General features: G+C 42.8%; 15 protein-coding genes and 1 riboswitch. All 15 genes read right to left on the bottom strand.

What is annotated here, in order from left to right:
• Positions 1 to 130: 130 nt before the first annotated feature.
• Complete coding sequence (locus tag HMPREF2991_RS05830; protein WP_070569343.1) at positions 131 to 1,075, bottom strand: 3-oxoacyl-[acyl-carrier-protein] synthase III C-terminal domain-containing protein; 945 nt, start codon at positions 1,073 to 1,075, stop codon at positions 131 to 133.
• Between the two features lie 13 nt (positions 1,076 to 1,088).
• Positions 1,089 to 2,351: a F390 synthetase-related protein gene (locus HMPREF2991_RS05825; protein WP_070569346.1), complete on the bottom strand. Its 1,263-nt coding sequence runs from the start codon at positions 2,349 to 2,351 to the stop codon at positions 1,089 to 1,091.
• Positions 2,329 to 3,144, bottom strand: coding sequence for an MBL fold metallo-hydrolase (locus HMPREF2991_RS05820; RefSeq protein ID WP_070569350.1), 816 nt, complete (start codon positions 3,142 to 3,144; stop codon positions 2,329 to 2,331). Before HMPREF2991_RS05820 ends, HMPREF2991_RS05825 begins: the two co-directional genes overlap by 23 nt.
• Positions 3,119 to 4,099: an NAD-dependent epimerase/dehydratase family protein gene (locus HMPREF2991_RS05815; protein ID WP_070569353.1), complete on the bottom strand. Its 981-nt coding sequence runs from the start codon at positions 4,097 to 4,099 to the stop codon at positions 3,119 to 3,121. Before HMPREF2991_RS05815 ends, HMPREF2991_RS05820 begins: the two co-directional genes overlap by 26 nt.
• 3 nt (positions 4,100 to 4,102) lie before the next feature.
• On the bottom strand, positions 4,103 to 5,371 hold the full coding sequence (locus HMPREF2991_RS05810) for a glycosyltransferase (protein WP_070569619.1): 1,269 nt from the start codon (positions 5,369 to 5,371) through the stop codon (positions 4,103 to 4,105).
• A gap of 104 nt (positions 5,372 to 5,475) precedes the next feature.
• Positions 5,476 to 6,627 carry an iron-containing alcohol dehydrogenase gene (locus HMPREF2991_RS05805; protein WP_070683655.1) on the bottom strand — a complete coding sequence of 384 codons (1,152 nt, stop codon included), beginning with the start codon at positions 6,625 to 6,627 and terminating at the stop codon, positions 5,476 to 5,478.
• A gap of 183 nt (positions 6,628 to 6,810) precedes the next feature.
• On the bottom strand, positions 6,811 to 7,266 hold the full coding sequence (locus HMPREF2991_RS05800; RefSeq protein WP_070569359.1) for an SP_0198 family lipoprotein: 456 nt from the start codon (positions 7,264 to 7,266) through the stop codon (positions 6,811 to 6,813).
• Positions 7,267 to 7,356: 90 nt separating this feature from the next.
• Positions 7,357 to 8,607: a bifunctional folylpolyglutamate synthase/dihydrofolate synthase gene (locus HMPREF2991_RS05795; RefSeq protein ID WP_070569363.1), complete on the bottom strand. Its 1,251-nt coding sequence runs from the start codon at positions 8,605 to 8,607 to the stop codon at positions 7,357 to 7,359.
• Between the two features lie 355 nt (positions 8,608 to 8,962).
• Positions 8,963 to 9,268: a DUF1292 domain-containing protein gene (locus HMPREF2991_RS05790; RefSeq protein WP_000017624.1), complete on the bottom strand. Its 306-nt coding sequence runs from the start codon at positions 9,266 to 9,268 to the stop codon at positions 8,963 to 8,965.
• Between the two features lie 15 nt (positions 9,269 to 9,283).
• Entirely contained in the window at positions 9,284 to 9,703 is a 420-nt protein-coding gene (gene ruvX, locus HMPREF2991_RS05785) for a Holliday junction resolvase RuvX (RefSeq protein ID WP_002874889.1), read from the bottom strand.
• 3 nt (positions 9,704 to 9,706) lie between these two features.
• Positions 9,707 to 9,973 (bottom strand): IreB family regulatory phosphoprotein, encoded by a 267-nt coding sequence (locus HMPREF2991_RS05780; protein WP_000507059.1) that lies wholly within the window; start codon positions 9,971 to 9,973, stop codon positions 9,707 to 9,709.
• Between the two features lie 86 nt (positions 9,974 to 10,059).
• The gene (locus HMPREF2991_RS05775) at positions 10,060 to 10,629 is read right to left on the bottom strand and encodes an SP0191 family lipoprotein (RefSeq protein WP_070569366.1); all 570 of its coding nucleotides are present in this window, start codon (positions 10,627 to 10,629) and stop codon (positions 10,060 to 10,062) included.
• A 65-nt stretch (positions 10,630 to 10,694) separates the two neighbouring features.
• Complete coding sequence (gene spx, locus HMPREF2991_RS05770) at positions 10,695 to 11,093, bottom strand: transcriptional regulator Spx (protein ID WP_000591165.1); 399 nt, start codon at positions 11,091 to 11,093, stop codon at positions 10,695 to 10,697.
• A gap of 134 nt (positions 11,094 to 11,227) precedes the next feature.
• The gene (mgtA, locus tag HMPREF2991_RS05765) at positions 11,228 to 13,888 is read right to left on the bottom strand and encodes a magnesium-translocating P-type ATPase (protein ID WP_070569370.1); all 2,661 of its coding nucleotides are present in this window, start codon (positions 13,886 to 13,888) and stop codon (positions 11,228 to 11,230) included.
• 195 nt (positions 13,889 to 14,083) lie between these two features.
• Positions 14,084 to 14,235, bottom strand: a riboswitch (M-box (ykoK) riboswitch).
• Positions 14,236 to 14,290: 55 nt separating this feature from the next.
• The gene (locus HMPREF2991_RS05760) at positions 14,291 to 15,352 is read right to left on the bottom strand and encodes a M24 family metallopeptidase (RefSeq protein ID WP_070569372.1); all 1,062 of its coding nucleotides are present in this window, start codon (positions 15,350 to 15,352) and stop codon (positions 14,291 to 14,293) included.
• Between the last annotated feature and the right edge of the window lie 54 nt (positions 15,353 to 15,406).

Genomic DNA, 15,406 nt, shown 5'->3' with positions numbered 1-15,406 from the left:
CCCTTCCTTTTCTAACATTCTCCTTAACTGCTTGATAAACTAGTGTTTCTACTAGTATACCTCAGTTCAGGGGTAGATGGCAACCGTTTGCCTTTGCTCAAGTTCCAGTCGTTCCGTGTTTAGATGATTATTACAATTTCAGAGCCAACATATTGACCGTCATACCAGCTGCAGTCCCCATAAGGTAGACGACATCTCCCTCCTTGATAAGTCCATTCTCCAAAGAATAAGCCAAGCCAAACGGTACAGAGACTGACACCATATTTCCATAGTCAGTGACGAGATTGAGGTACTGATCCTCAGCCACACCTAGTTTTTCCATGACCAAAGGAAGAGCACGACTTGCTTGGTGAGGAATGATATAGTCCACGTCTGCCAAGGCTAGCTGTGTTTTTTCTTGAAACTCTTCAAACATGACTGGGATTTTACGAGCAGACAAGAGGAGGATTTTCTTCCCCTTCATGTCAAACATATAGTTGGTCTTCGTCGCTTCAGAGTACTCTTTTGGTTGAAAAGAAGTCAGACCTCCACGAATCTCCGTATCGTGAGCCCCTTCTGACCAAGTACGTTGGAGACTAGCAATGACCCCTTTTTCCTGATGACTTTTTTGGAAAATAAAGGCTGCTGCCCCATCACTAAAGAGTTCAAAACTTTCTTTCTGCTTGGGATTGAGCCCTAAACTACCAACCTCACTAGACACAATCAAGACACGATTGTATTCGCCCGCCTCAATCAAGTGGGACATAGTCGATAGAGCAGAAATAAAGCTGGTACAGGTCGTATTGATGTCCATTGCTGGAATTGAGAGTCCTTTTGCCACGCGCTCATGAATCAAGGCAGCCGTACAAGGGATAGGCTGAACACCAACTGCACTAGCTGATACAAGGCAATCGATATCCTTAATATCCAAATTTGCATGTTCAAGTGCACGGTGGATAGCTCCCTCTGCCAAGTCAAGTTGCGTTTCTTCATTTTCAACTACACGATAACGGGTCTGGTCTTTAAATTGAACTGTATGCTTTGGAAGGCAAATGCCATAACCTGCGATTTCTACATGTCTTTTTACTTCTGTCATTGTCTTTTTCCTTTCATAAACGTTGGATACGTTTGAGTTTACGGCTAGTATCCCAGTGATAATCTGAAAATTGGATTTGAGGAACTATGAACTCTTTTTGCTGGGCCAAGAGTTGGAACTGTGCTAAAATTGCTGTCTCTACGTCCTCATCTCGTTGGCTTAGACAAACTTCCACTAATTTCTCGGAATGTTGCTTAACTCGGTAATCTCCTACATTCTCCACAAAGAGGATACAACGTCTGATAAAGTCTGGATAGATCGTTACCTGTCCCCCATTCTGCCCTTCAAAGTAGAAGATATCATCAGAGCGTCCTTCGACCTTGTCAATCCGTGTATAGTAGGAGCCACAGGGACAAGGCTCCGGATTTTCAACCAAGATATCATTGAGCTGGTAGCGATAAACAGGCTGACTACTTCGCTTAAAGTCCGTAATCACTGGATAAAAACGGCGGTCATCTAGATACTGCTTTTCCACAAAGATAATGTCTTCGTTGAGATGTAGATTGCCAGCTGAGCAAGTGCAGGCTAGGAAACCTTCTGTCGCCTGATAAACTTGGTCAATGATGGATAGTGAAAAGGCTTCTGCGATCCGTACCCTATCACTATCTTCCAAGATTTCCGCCACCGAAACGATTTTTTGTGGGTGAATAGCTAACTCTCCATCCTTGAGACGCTTGCTCAATTCAATCAACATCGAGGCTGGCGCCACAATAATCGTTGGTTGATAGTTGTTGAGTCGCTCGATATGCTCATCTGTATGTTTGAAAATATCAAAATACTCTAGACGAATGAGCGCTGTATTGATGGTCTGATAGAGTTCATTATCAGCTCTCAGGAAAAAGGCGATGCGGTGTCCAAAAAGCTGCCCCTTGGGCAACATCTTTGCCAAGATAGCCGCAGCCCACATACTTCGCTCTTTCTCTGTTGTGATAAAGAGCCCCCGATGTCCAGACGTCCCTGAAGACAGACCGACGGCTACTTCCCCTTTAAGTTCAGTGAAGTCACGGGTCTTCTCACTTTCAATAGCTAAGGATAAGGCTTCATCACGATCCACTCCTTGGGTGTTGAGCTCATTGAAATGTTCCATCATAAAAGCCTTGTCCATATGGTCAAAGTTGCTAGGAACCCCATTTTTAAAGTAGGGCGACTCTCGCTTTAAAAAGTCCATATAGTTAGCTAATTGCTTTTTCTGATAGTTTTCTACAGCTTCTCGAGATTTGAAATGATGAAGCCATCGAGTTTGGATAAAGGTTTTAAGAAAGGTTATTTTTTTCATGTAAGATTGACTCTATCCTTTCTACAGGATCATGGCTAACAACTACCTCGATACCGTCCTTTAAGACTTCCTCCAAAAACTCTGTCCCCCTGATATAGTCGGCCCTATTATCCTGGACCAAGGAAGGAATCAGGTGCATCTGCTTGGTATAAGGTAAGAGGTCAATTCCCCAACAGAGGTCCGCTGCAATGAGGAGATTAAGGTCTGGAAAATATAGACAGGCTTGCCCCCTAGCATGCCCGTCAACAGAGGCTACTAGGATACTGCCATCTCCAAAAAGATCACAAATCGGACGATAGGGAAAAGTTGAAACTTGCTGGTCAGCTCTGATAATGGTTATATTTTTCTCAAAAGAAGCTGGTAAAAACTCCTTGAAAATCAAGTCTTTCAACTTGGGTTTTTGGTAGACTTCATATACTTCTTTTGTCAAGATAAAGGTTGCACGAGGAAAGAAACTAGCTCCTCCCAGATGATCTGGATGTAGGTGTGATAGAAGAACATAGTTAATTTCTTCTGGTTTGATTCCCTTCGCTTCCAGCAAACGTGAAATCTGGTCCTTCTCCGTCATTTGAACGGGCGTTCCTAGCCGATAGAAACCATAGCGAAGCCGGGTCTTAATATCGTAATGATAGCCTGTGTCATAGAGGAGATAGCCCTTGTCCCTGTGTTTGATAAGAAAAACACCTGCTGGAAAGGTCATCTTTTGATTCTTAACTCCCTTAAATAGCAAACCTGTGTAGCTGGTACAGTAGCCTGCTGGGAAATAATCAATGCTTTCGATAATCTTGGACATATTGTTCAATCCCTTCCGAAATACTGATTTGAGGGCGATACCCCAAGTCTCGCTCCGCCTTGCTGATGTCCAACGTCTGACTATAACGGAGCAGATAATAGGTATAGCGTGTCATAGGCGGTTCACCTTTGAGTTTCAAGACCTTATACAGAAACTCTAAACTACTAGCAATAACTGAAAGAAGAGGAGTTGGCACTTTTCTGTATGTTATTGGATAGCCCAACCCTCTCAAGGTTTCTTCTATCAAATCCTTAAAGGCTCTTGGTTCCCCATTGGTAATATTATAAACTTCGCCACTAGCTTGAGGGGTCTCTAGTGCCAAGCGAATTGCCAGAGCGACATTTTCCACACAGGTCATATCCATGAGCTGACAACCATCCCCTATCAAGGGAATGCCAATCTTCTGACTGAGTTTGAGAACTCGGGGCAAAATACTGGTATCCCCAATCCCAAAAAGCCCACGAGGTCGTAAGATAATACTCGGAACATCGGGATAATCCTTAAACAGCTTCTCCGAAGCCAGCTTACTACGAATGTAGTTGTTCAGATTATTTTCCTGAGGCGCAGCACTTTCTTTGATAGCTAGCTGATCTCGAGGCGCAGCATAGATGCTAGGCGAGGACACATAAACCAAACGCTGAATACCAGCCTCTCGGCAAGCATCCAGAACATACTTGGTCCCTAAGACATTTGTCTGGTAGAAATCCTCCCAAGGCCCCCAAACGGTAGAAAGAGCACCCGCATGCACAACCATGTCCATCCCCTGACAAGCCCGAGCCAAGTTCTCTTGCTTGGTCAAATCCCCCTGAAAAAATGCCACAGAGGAGTTTTCTAAAGACTGACCCACCTTGCGATTGCGTCCAAAAGCGCGTACCTGATAGCCCTGCTGACTAAGCTCTTCAACAACATACTTACCTAGAAAGCCCGTAGCACCTGTTACCAATACTTTCTTCATTCTTTACTTCTCCTTGTCCCCTAAGAGCCGATGTATTTCGCTCTTCAGAATCTCTGTTGGCTGATAGATTTGAGCTGCTCGACTAAGTTTGTTTAAGTCTGGCCAGTCATCTCTAGCCAACAACTCATCAAAGGCGCGTCCAATCGCTTCCGTATCCTCTCGTTTAGCAGTCAAGGCAATCCCTGCCTCTAATCCACGAACTGCATAGTCATACTGATCATAGTCATGGGGGAGAATCAAGGCAGGCTTACCATAGATGATACACTGGTAAAAAATACCTGCACCACCATGATGAATCACATAATCCATCTGGGGAATGTATTCCTTATAGGGAAGATAGGATACCACAGAAACATTGTCCATGAGCTCTTCACATTGGAAGTCTTGTCCGCCAAACCCCAGAGTCACAAAGAAGTGGCAATCTGGATGTGCTTCTGCCAATTGTTGTGTCTGATAGAGGAGATTGTCTTTAGCCCATGCTAGCTGAGTGCCACAGGAGACAAGGACCTTCTTATACCCTGCATAAGGAGACAAATCGAGGGGATAATTTTCTGCCCTCTCAATCGAAGACCCAAAAGGTCCCACCCAAAGGTAGTGCTCTGGAAAATCACTTTTCAGCTCCAACTCTTTCATCCCAATTCCCAAGATGGAATAGGGTGAATAGATGGTTTCCTGACCTTTCTGATTGTAGGGCTTAAAATCGTAACGTTTCAAGCGTTCTCTCAATAAAAAGCTTACGATTCGTTTCCCTAAACGAGTCCCTTTTCTTCCTAGCCATTGCAGACCAGATTGGAAAGATGTTTTTGGACTGCCCATTCCTCCAAAGAAACAAGGCGGTCCATCTGTCGTTTCAATGGCAAACTGTGTCGCCATCGTGGTAATCCAGGGAATGTTCAACTGTTCCGCAACAAGTCCTCCAGAGAGGGTTATAAAGTCCGCAATCACAATATCCGGTCTATTTTCCTGCCACTCTTGCACTAATTGATCTGAAACCACATTGATCAAATCAAGACTAGCTGACAACTGTCGATAAGCAGAAAACAGGTTTAATTGACCTTCATTGTTGGCTACACGCTCAAACTCATCTACACAATTTTCTAAAATGGGAATCACCCGGAATCCCATCTCCTCTGCTACAGTTTTTCGTTGCGGCCCTGTAAATAATCGAATCTCATACAAGGGATCCTTCAACAAAGGGGCAAGTAAATTCAGTGTTGGGAAGAGATGCCCACTCAAAGGAACTACAACCACATCAATTTTGATTTTTCTCATATGTCTAGGATAGCAAATTTTTAAAAAAAGAACTACCAAAATGATAGTTCTTTCTAATACTATTTATATTTTGAGGAATAAGTCGCTTCCACTCTACTTGATTTTTAGAAGAGTTCTTTGTAGAGAGCAATAGTTTCTTCTAGAGTTGGCATGAATGGATTGCCTGGCGCACATGCATCGATCAAAGCATTCTTAGAAAGGTAGTCAAAGTCAAAGTCTTTTTCTTGGATCCCGAGTTCAGTGAGTTTCTTCGGAATACCAACAGTTTCAGAAAGTTTCTCAATCTCAGCGATAGCATAGTCAGCACATTCTTGGTCTGTTTTCCCTTCCACATGGAGTCCCAAGGCCTTGGCTACATTGCGGAAAGCTTCTGGTACACGTTTGGCATTTTCACGCTCTACAACTGGGAGAAGCATGGCACAACAGACACCATGTGGCAAGTTATATACCGCACCGAGTTGGTGAGCCATAGAATGAACGTAGCCCAAACCAGCGTTGTTAAAGCTCATACCACCGAGGAAGATGGCATTGACCATAGCCTCACGCGCTTCAATATCTTGGCCATTTGCCACAGCACGAGAAAGATACTCCTTGATGAGTTCAATCGCTCCGATAGAAAGTTTCTTGGTCACATTATAAGCACCTGGTGTTACCAAGGCTTCGACAGCGTGAGTAAGAGCATCCATACCTGTCGCTACTGTCAATCCTTTCGGCTTTGAAAGCATGAGTTCTGGATCATTGACAGAGATAAGGGCAAGGCTATTCTTATCAACCATTACCATCTTGACCTTGCGCTCTTCGTCAGTAATAACATAGTTAATGGTGATTTCTGCAGAAGTTCCAGCTGTTGTATTGATCGCAACCACTGGCAATCCTTTTTTAGCAGACTTGTGGAGGCCTTCGTAGTCCTGTGGTTTGCCACCATTTGTAGCAATGATAGAGATACAACTAGCCGCATCCTGAGGAGATCCTCCCCCAAGACTGATGATGAAGTCACATCCATGCTCTTTCAGGACAGCCACTCCGTCTGTGACGTTCTTGCAAGTCGGATTTGGCTCCACATCGCTAAAGATCACATATTTGATCCCTTCACCATCTAATGGTTTTAGGACCTTAGGTAAAATATCGCTGCCTTCGATGAACTTGTCTGTCACCAAAAGAGCCTTCTTATACCCCAGTTCCTTGATATACGGGCCTACTTCATTTACAACACCTTTACCGATAAGGTTAACTGATGGAACGTAAAATGTAGCCATATGCTTTTCCTCCTGCGCCTCTGCGCTAATTGATTATTTACTATAAGTATACGACCTTATAAGAAGTTTTACAAACACTTGTAAGCGTTTTAAGTAAAAAGTTAGTAAAGAACAGCCAACCCTTTTTCAAGAAAAAAGCTCCAAAAAGATAGCTTTCATCTCATTGGAACTTTTACTGAATCATTATTGCTTAGTTAATACCACTCGGTCAGATGCCTCTCGGTCCATATCATCGATAATCAATTGATTACCATTAACCGTGTAAATTTTGACATCATCACCGATAATGACACGTTGTTTTTCTGGTTCAAAGCTGACTTGCTTGATTTCCTTATCCCCATCTGGCTCGACCTCAGTCCATGTGCCAGTTTTACCTGTTACAACAAGAGTGATTTGGTCATTCTCATCTTTTCCAGTATAGGTACCATCGATATTCGTAGGTTGAGCTACAGTAGTGTCCTGACTTGAGGACGCCTGTGATTGACTAGCACTTGTCGCAGCGCTAGAAGATGATTCTTGTTGAGTAGATGATTGCTGAGCAGATTGCTGGGCAGGGGCTTGTGCTTTAGGTCCACAAGCTGCTAAAAGACTAAGAATTGCTAGGGAAGCAATAGAAAGTGTGAATGTTTTCGTTTTCATAGCGATTTCCTTTCTTTTGTGCCAATGTTTTGCTGGAATCGTTTCCAGATATACCTCCTACCTACAGTATAGCAACATAAACCTATAAGGTCAACTAATCTCGTCGCTTCCTACCAAACTTGCTCGAACTTCCGAGATAAAGTAGAGGGATCCCGTCACGAAAAGCAAGTCCTGGCCATTGGCCTTATCTTCAAATTCTCTGATAAAGTCGCCATAGGAAGGAATCAAATCATAACCTACCACATCCTTTTCATCCAGAGAGCCTTGGTAGTCAAAGCCTGTTACCTTAAGTTTTACCTGAGGCAACTGCTCAGATAGATAGCCTAGCATCCCCTGATAATCCTTGCGTTTAAGTGCTCCAAAAAGGATGCGAACCTGGTAACCTTGCTGGATTTTCCCCTGGATAAACTCTACTAGACGACTTAAAGCTGGCAGATTGTGAGCCCCATCTAGGTAGATTTGCGGGCGAATCCGTTCCAATCGCCCTGCCCAGTGGGTTTCTTTCAAGGCCTGTCTGACAAGCTCTTCTTCAACCCCTTCACCTCTTGACACCATAAACAGAAGAAAGCTTTGTAAAGCCAAGGCGGCATTTTCTTGCTGATAAACACCTTCCAAACTAATTTCAAGTTGTGAAAAACTCGCTAGGCTGCTTGAAAAATCCCCAGCATTCAAGGAGAAGTCTAGCCCAGCTTGATAGAGATCCACACCTAACTCTCTTGCTGTATTTTGACAGACAAGTTTAGCTTCTGGAGCGAGCTTAGCAATGACTGCCTGCTTGCCGGCCTTGAAAATACCAGCTTTCTGCTCGGCTATTTCCTCTAGACTATCGCCCAAGGTCTCCTGATGATCTAGCCCAATGGAAGTAATAACTGCAATCTCTCCTGTTACGACATTAGTCGTGTCAAGCAAACCACCAATCCCCACCTCTAGCAGGACTAGATCCACTCCCTGCTCTTTAAAATAAAGCAAAGCAATCAAGGTCAACAACTCAAAGAAAGACAATTGATCATGTGTTTCTAAAAGAATTTTCTCCATCTCCTTGACTTGGTTGGCTATACGGACAAAGTCTTCCTCTGCGATTGGTTGCCCATTGATACAGATTCGATCATGGATGCTGATGATATGAGGAGAGGTAAAAGTACCAACTTTTTTACCATGAGCAACAAACAACTCCCTCATAAAGGCAATAGTTGACCCTTTACCGTTAGTCCCTGTTACATGGATAATGGGATAAGCCTTCTCAGGATTCCCCAGCAAATCCACAGCTCGCTGCATTCGTCCAAGGCCAGATCTAAAGTTTAAACCAATCCGACTATGAAGCCATTCTTCTACTTCAAACATACATGTCTCCTTAACAACAATCCAATCAACTACCGCATCAAAGTATGATTACAAATAAAAAGTGAGGTCAGGACTAAAATCCCAACCTCTTACCTGGTTAGCTAATCACTAGCTACTATGAATTTCAACGTGGGCTAAAAACGTCCCCCGGATATTCCAACTCTCTCCAATTTCTGGGAGTTGGGCTAAAAACGTCCCCCGAACGTTCCTGCGTTTCTAATTTCTGGCGCAGGGCTAAAAACATCCACCGGACTTACTTACGGTCTTTATTTTTAGCGTAAGGGTAAAAATGTTCCCCAAACGTTCCTGCGTTTCTAATTTCTGGCGCAGGGCTAAAAATGTCCCCCGGACATTTTTACTCTTCCATAAAGCTGTTGAAGACTTCTTCAATCATGTTCCATTCGTCTTCTGAGTCTTCTGGGATTGGTTGCAATTCGCCTTCTGTTCCGTCTTCATTTTCGATGAATGAGTAAGCTTGGATTTCAACTTCACCATTTTCATCTTCTTCTGCGTTAACTGGCACTAGCAGAACATAGTTTTTACCAAATTCTTCTTTCCCATCGATGGTCAAAAGAATTTCAAACAAGGTTTCATTTCCTTGCTCATCTACTAGTGTAATCAATTCACGTTCTTCGTGGTCATGGTTGTGATCGTGTGACATAGTTTCTCCTCTGTCTTAAAATTTTCTATCTAAATAATTTTGCAAAATCAACTGAGCAGCCAGCTTATCAATAACTTTCTTGCGTTTGTTACGGCTGATATCTGCTTGTTCAATCAACATACGCTCCGCAGCAACGGTCGTCAAACGCTCATCCTGATAGTCTACTGGTAAACCAAAAAGTTCCTCTAATTTTGCTCCGTAGGCTTGACTGGCTTCTACCCGCGGACCGCTGGTATTGTTCATGTTTTTAGGCAGACCTACTACAAAGCGTTCCACCTTATAGATGTCAACCAATTCCTTGATACGATCAAAACCAAACTGGCCCTGATCCTCATTAATCTGGATGATTTCAAGTCCCTGAGCGGTGAAGCCTAGGGGATCGCTAATGGCAACACCCACTGTTTTTGAACCGACGTCCAATCCCATAATTCTCATAGATTATAGATCGACTCCTTGTCCCTTAAGGTAGTAGCGTACCAATTCTTCAACAATTTCATCACGCTCATACTTACGGATTTGATTTCGTGCATTGTTGTAACGAGGAACATAGGCAGGGTCTCCACTCAATACATAACCGACGATCTGGTTAATCGGATTGTAGCCCTTGTCGTTCAAAGAAGCATAGACGTCTGTCAACGTTTCGCTAATTTCTTTCTTATTGGAATCATCCAATTTAAACCGTACAGTTTCTTCAGTAAATCCCATTCTAACACCCTCTTTCCTTAGAATAGTACTATTATAGCACATTCCCTGACGTTCTACAAATAAGTCCGTCTATTAATTTGGATTTTCTATTGTTCTGTCGCCCCATTTGCCACTCTATCTGCAATATATTGGCTAGGTTCGTTTTTTAAGAGATTTTCCAGGCCGATATTTTTTAAATATTCTATCTGAGATGCCTTTTTGACATCCAATACTTGAAAATCATAAGTCGTTGTCGTCTGGATTTCTGTCTCGCTGAGTAGCTTGGTTTCCAGTGTAAATCCTGCTAGTTTGCGTGCCTCTTGGATGGTCTCATCCTTCTCTTCCGCTTCTAGAAGCGCTTTTTGCGTCTCCTCTAGGCCATTTTCAGAGATAAAGGTCTTGAGTTCATCCCCGACAGGTCGTTTTTGCTGGATGGTCAAGGTCAGAAATTGATTGCCTTTATAGGTAATGGTCTGAATCTGCTGCGTTCCATTTTCTGACTTCGGCATCAACAGGGTCTTAGTGACAACCGTATTCTTTTCGGCATTATCCAAAACGGGAAGGTTGGATTGGAGAGGTTCAGACTGCGATGTTGAAGGAGAGGTCGCTTCCTTTTTTTGCCCACACCCAGCAAGTAAAAAGAAGAGGGCCAAACTAACAATTAGTAACTTTTTCATAATTCCTCACATGATTTTTGAAAAAAGAGCAAACAAGGCCAGGAGTCACTCCCAGCCTTGATGTTTTATAGAGCTGCACGTAGACGTGCTTCTGCATTTTCTACATTACGGACAGAGCGTGGCAAGAAGGCACGGATATCATCTTCTTTATAGCCGACTTGTAGGCGCTTCTCGTCAACGAGAATCGGACTCTTTAAGATCCGTGGTGTTTCCATGATTAAGTTGAGCACTTCATTGACACTCAAATCCTCGATGTCAACTCCAAGTGCCTTAGCGTAGCGGTTTTTTGACGAAACGATACTGGCAATTCCATTATCTGTTTTCGTGAGAATATCTAATAACTCTTCTCTTGTAATTCCTTCTTTACCGAGATTTTGTTCTTTATAACTTAACTGGTGGGCATTGAGCCAGGTTTTCGCTTTTTTACAGCTAGTACAACTTGAGACTGTATAAATTTTGATCATGTACCTACCCCTTTCGCTACATGTTACTATCAGTTTAGTCTATTATACCATAAAAAACATCCGACTTGCGACCTATTTTTAAAAAAAATTAACTTTTTTCGCGATTTTCGTACTTTTTTCTTGACAAAATCAATTTATAACCAACTTTTAAATTTTTTGATATACAATCGTTTTACAACTGTAACACTTATCATATAGAGAACGATAATCAAAAGCAAAAAGAGGAAATAAATTGGTTCCAAAGGAGTTAAATGAAGCAGGCTAGCAATTGAAGAGTAGGGAAGGAAGGTCACAAAACTAGCCGCTAGCAAGGTTGTCCCGAGAACAAACCATGATGGACGACTTTGTAAGAAAGGAAGTTTTGCTGAACGAAGCATATGGATAACCATGGTTTGGGACCACATGGATTCAATGAACCAACCTGTCTGGAACAAGATGATAAAGTCCGTTGCAGACTCTGCTCCGTGAGCATAAGCTTGACCTGTCGCCATTGGGACAATGATAAAATAGAGCAAGATAAAGGTCAAAATATCAAAGGCAGAAGAAATCGGACCCATCCAAATCATAAAGCGAGTAATAGACTTAGCTTCCCACTTATGGGGATGCTTCAAAAAGTCTTCATCTACATTATCAAATGGCAAGGCAATGCAAGAAAGGTCGTAGACGAGGTTTAACACAATCAAGTGAATCGGAGCCATAGGAAGGAAAGGTAAAAAGATACCAGACACTAACAGAGAGAAAATGTTCCCGAAATTAGAGCTGACCGTCATCTTGATATATTTGGTCATATTAGCGTAGACCTTACGCCCTTCAACCAGCCCTTTTTCAAGCACCATCAAATCCTTATCTAGCAAAATGACATCAGCCGTTTCTTTGGCAATATCTACTGCTGTATCAACAGAAATCCCCACATCGGCCACTTTCATAGAAGGGGCATCATTGATTCCATCTCCCATATAGCCGACACAATGTCCATTCGATTTGATTTGTAAAATGATTCGTGCTTTTTGATCCGGAGAGAGTTTGGCAAAGACAGTCACCTTCTCAACTGCTTGAGCCAACTCTTCGTCCGTCATGGCGTCAATATCAGAACCCAACAAGATTTGATCAACGTCTAGACCAACTTTTTCGCAAACTGCTTGGGTTACCTTTTCATTGTCTCCCGTCAAGATCTTTGTTTGAACACCGTGTTCTAACAAAGCTTGGATAGCAGGTGCTGCTGATGGTTTTGGTGGATCTAGAAAGGCAAGATATCCTGTTAGAATCATCTCTTTTTCATCTTCAACGGAGTAAGCAAAACCTTCTTTTAGGCCTGTTTTATAGGCAACTCCCAAGACTCGCAAGCCTTGCTGATTAAGTTGATCTACTTCTTTTAAGATTTCCACTCGGATATCATCCGTCAGAGGGCTAATCTGACCGTGATATTCCACATGGGTTGAAATCGCAAGCATTTCCTCTAGAGCACCCTTGGTTACCAAACTAACAACTTCGTTCTCATCCTTGACGATGACACTCATCCGTCTGCGTTCAAAATCAAAGGGCAATTCGTCTATTTTTTGGAAGCTAGTATCCAAATTTTGTAGAATAGCGTGTTCTTTAGCTTCTTTTTCAGTTCTACTGATAATGGCACGGTCCATCAAGTTTTTCAAACCCGTTTGAAAATAGGAATTAAGGTAGGCACGTCTCAACACAGATAAATCCAAATCTCCATGTATATCCAAAGGATATTCAAGGACAATTTCGTCTTGGGTAAGGGTTCCGGTTTTATCCGTACACAGGATATCAATAGCACCTAGGTCTTGTATGGCATTGAGTTTTTTGATGACGACTTTTTCCTTGGCCATGATAATGGAGCCTTTTGCTAGACTGGCTGTGATGATCATAGGAAGCATCTCAGGTGTCAATCCAACACCAACACTCAGTGCAAACACACCTGCTTCCAGCCAGTCGCCATCTGTCAAGCCATTGGAGAGAAACACGATGGGAACCATGACTAACATCAAACGGATCAAGAGCCAAGAGATGCTGTTCATCTCCCGTTCAAAAGAGGTCGGTTCGTCATAGGTATTGAGAGTCTGCTCGATTTCTCCCATCATGGTGTCATCACCGACCGCTAGAATCAAAGCCTTGGCGCTTCCTGATATCACATTGGTTCCCATAAAAGCGAGCGCTTCTGCTTCTAGCAGACTATCAAAATTTGACTGACTCATTTTTGACAAGGCTAGTTTTTCAACCGAGTCACTTTCACCTGTCAAACCAGACTGTTGAACAAAGAAATCACGTGATTCAATTAAAATGAGGTCTGCTGGAATCATATCCCCAGCACTTAATTTGACTATATCTCCAACGACCAAATCTTCAATTGCGACCTCTAAACTCTGGCCTTCGCGGATAACTGTGGCTGTATTCACAATCATTTTTGATAGATTGGTCGCGGCCTTGTCACTCCGCAATTCTTGGACAAAGCGTATGCCACCAGAGATTAGAACGAGAACGACGATGATGATAGAGGTCGTCGGATCTTCTTGCCCAGGCTTCGCCAGCCAGACATTGGTCACCATGGAAATCATAGCGATGACTAGGAGGATGATTGTAAATGGATTGATGATGGATTCGTAAATCTTTTTGAGGATACTGTCTTCTTGACCCTTGGTGATGGTATTTTCGCCATATAGGTCACGATTTTTCTCCACCTGCTCCTCAGTCAAGCCTGTTAGACTTGTCTTATAAAAAGATAGAGTTTCGTTTAAGGGTGTGTGAATAGCTGCTGCTACTCTTTCTTTTGTAGTTTTCATTGGTTTCTCCTATCTGTATGAATGATGTGTTTCATACACAGAGACCAATCACTTTATAAGGGCAGAACGACACAAATCAGCGATTGGCTGTGTATGTGCGGTTCTGGATGATCGTCAATTTGCATCGTTTGTCTCCTTTCCTTGTTCTAAAACAGTAGAAAATCCCACCATAAAATGGCAGGATTAAAAAACTAATTATCTGTTTTTTCGTTCAAGCTTTAACTCCATAGGGCGATGTAATGAGCTTAGTCTTGGCCTTCGCGACCAGGACTGTTGACCAACGAGTAGTGTCTCCACTGCTTTGCGGTAGTCATCCGTATCCCTATGGTAGCCTCACCTACCGTTTTCGTCTATCAGTATAAACCTTTAAAATATAAAAGTCAACGATTTATCATAATTTTCTTAAATAACAATTAATTCCTTCGGCGCTAGAGTCAACAATTCGCAACCGTTATCTGTAATCAGGATATCATCCTCGATACGAACCCCGTATTTACCTTCAATATAGATACCTGGTTCATCAGTCAAGACCATGCCAGCCTTGATTGGCTCTTCTGACTTGCCAAAGTAAGGAATTTCATGGATATCCAAACCAATCCCATGTCCAATCCCGTGGCTGAAGTAAGGACCGTAGCCTGCATCGTTAATAATCTGGCGCGGAATCCTGTCAAAATCAATTCGACTGAGACCAGCCTTGGCTGCATCTATGAGGGCTTGATTGCTGCGCAGGACAATATCATAAATCTCCCGCTCTTCATCTGTCACCTGCCCCACATGAACTGTCCGCGTCATATCGCTGACATAGTGGTTGTAGTAGCAACCAAAGTCCATGGTCAGGGTTTCACCCTTTTGAATGACCTTGTCACTAGCCACGCCATGTGGCATAGCAGAGCGGTAGCCCGAAGCGATGATAAAATCAAAAGAGGCACCTGAAGCACCTAGCTGGCGCATACGGGCATCTAAAAAGTTCATAACTGCTAGCTCAGTCGTCTCACCGGGCTTGATAAAATCCAGTACATCTAGGAAGGCTTGGTCAGAAATCTGGCAGGCCCTACGAATGGTTGCGATTTCTTGCTCATCCTTGATCATCCGCAGATTTTCAATAAAACCAGTCATTGGAACCAGCTCATGACCAGCAAACACACTTTCCAGCATCTTGAAGTAAGCATAGGAAATCTCGTCATCAAAGCCAATTTTTTCCAGCTTGTCGTCCGCTATAATTTTAGCAATTTCACCAACCGCATCGCGCGTTTCCACAATGTCAAAGCCCTCAACCACGCCCTTGGCAATAAGAGTATAACGAGAATCCGTCAGAAAAATCCGGCGCTTTTTACTGATGAAAACTGTCGCCTCTGTCCCGCTGAAACCAGTCAGATAGTAAATATTCTTCAGATTGGTTACTAAGACAGCATCACACTCTGTCTGTTTTAAGGCTACTTCAAATTTTTCAACTCTTGATAACATGAGAAAACCTCCATAAAATGATTTAATTTATTATAGCAAAAAAATATCGAAAAT

The organism is Streptococcus sp. HMSC072D07 (genome assembly GCF_001814835.1).
Classification (GTDB): Bacteria; Bacillota; Bacilli; order Lactobacillales; family Streptococcaceae; genus Streptococcus.
Note: the sequence above shows the minus strand (reverse complement) of the source record. Positions and strands in the feature narration are given on the sequence as shown.

Coding starts and splice junctions, on each gene's coding strand:
- HMPREF2991_RS05830 (WP_070569343.1), bottom strand. CDS start 1,075: ATGACAGAAGTAAAAAGACATGTAGAAATCGCAGGTTATGGCATTTGC.
- HMPREF2991_RS05825 (WP_070569346.1), bottom strand. CDS start 2,351: ATGAAAAAAATAACCTTTCTTAAAACCTTTATCCAAACTCGATGGCTT.
- HMPREF2991_RS05820 (WP_070569350.1), bottom strand. CDS start 3,144: ATGTCCAAGATTATCGAAAGCATTGATTATTTCCCAGCAGGCTACTGT.
- HMPREF2991_RS05815 (WP_070569353.1), bottom strand. CDS start 4,099: ATGAAGAAAGTATTGGTAACAGGTGCTACGGGCTTTCTAGGTAAGTAT.
- HMPREF2991_RS05810 (WP_070569619.1), bottom strand. CDS start 5,371: ATGAGAAAAATCAAAATTGATGTGGTTGTAGTTCCTTTGAGTGGGCAT.
- HMPREF2991_RS05805 (WP_070683655.1), bottom strand. CDS start 6,627: ATGGCTACATTTTACGTTCCATCAGTTAACCTTATCGGTAAAGGTGTT.
- HMPREF2991_RS05800 (WP_070569359.1), bottom strand. CDS start 7,266: ATGAAAACGAAAACATTCACACTTTCTATTGCTTCCCTAGCAATTCTT.
- HMPREF2991_RS05795 (WP_070569363.1), bottom strand. CDS start 8,607: ATGTTTGAAGTAGAAGAATGGCTTCATAGTCGGATTGGTTTAAACTTT.
- HMPREF2991_RS05790 (WP_000017624.1), bottom strand. CDS start 9,268: ATGTCACACGATCACAACCATGACCACGAAGAACGTGAATTGATTACA.
- ruvX (WP_002874889.1), bottom strand. CDS start 9,703: ATGAGAATTATGGGATTGGACGTCGGTTCAAAAACAGTGGGTGTTGCC.
- HMPREF2991_RS05780 (WP_000507059.1), bottom strand. CDS start 9,973: ATGGGATTTACTGAAGAAACTGTACGGTTTAAATTGGATGATTCCAAT.
- HMPREF2991_RS05775 (WP_070569366.1), bottom strand. CDS start 10,629: ATGAAAAAGTTACTAATTGTTAGTTTGGCCCTCTTCTTTTTACTTGCT.
- spx (WP_000591165.1), bottom strand. CDS start 11,093: ATGATCAAAATTTATACAGTCTCAAGTTGTACTAGCTGTAAAAAAGCG.
- mgtA (WP_070569370.1), bottom strand. CDS start 13,888: ATGAAAACTACAAAAGAAAGAGTAGCAGCAGCTATTCACACACCCTTA.
- HMPREF2991_RS05760 (WP_070569372.1), bottom strand. CDS start 15,352: ATGTTATCAAGAGTTGAAAAATTTGAAGTAGCCTTAAAACAGACAGAG.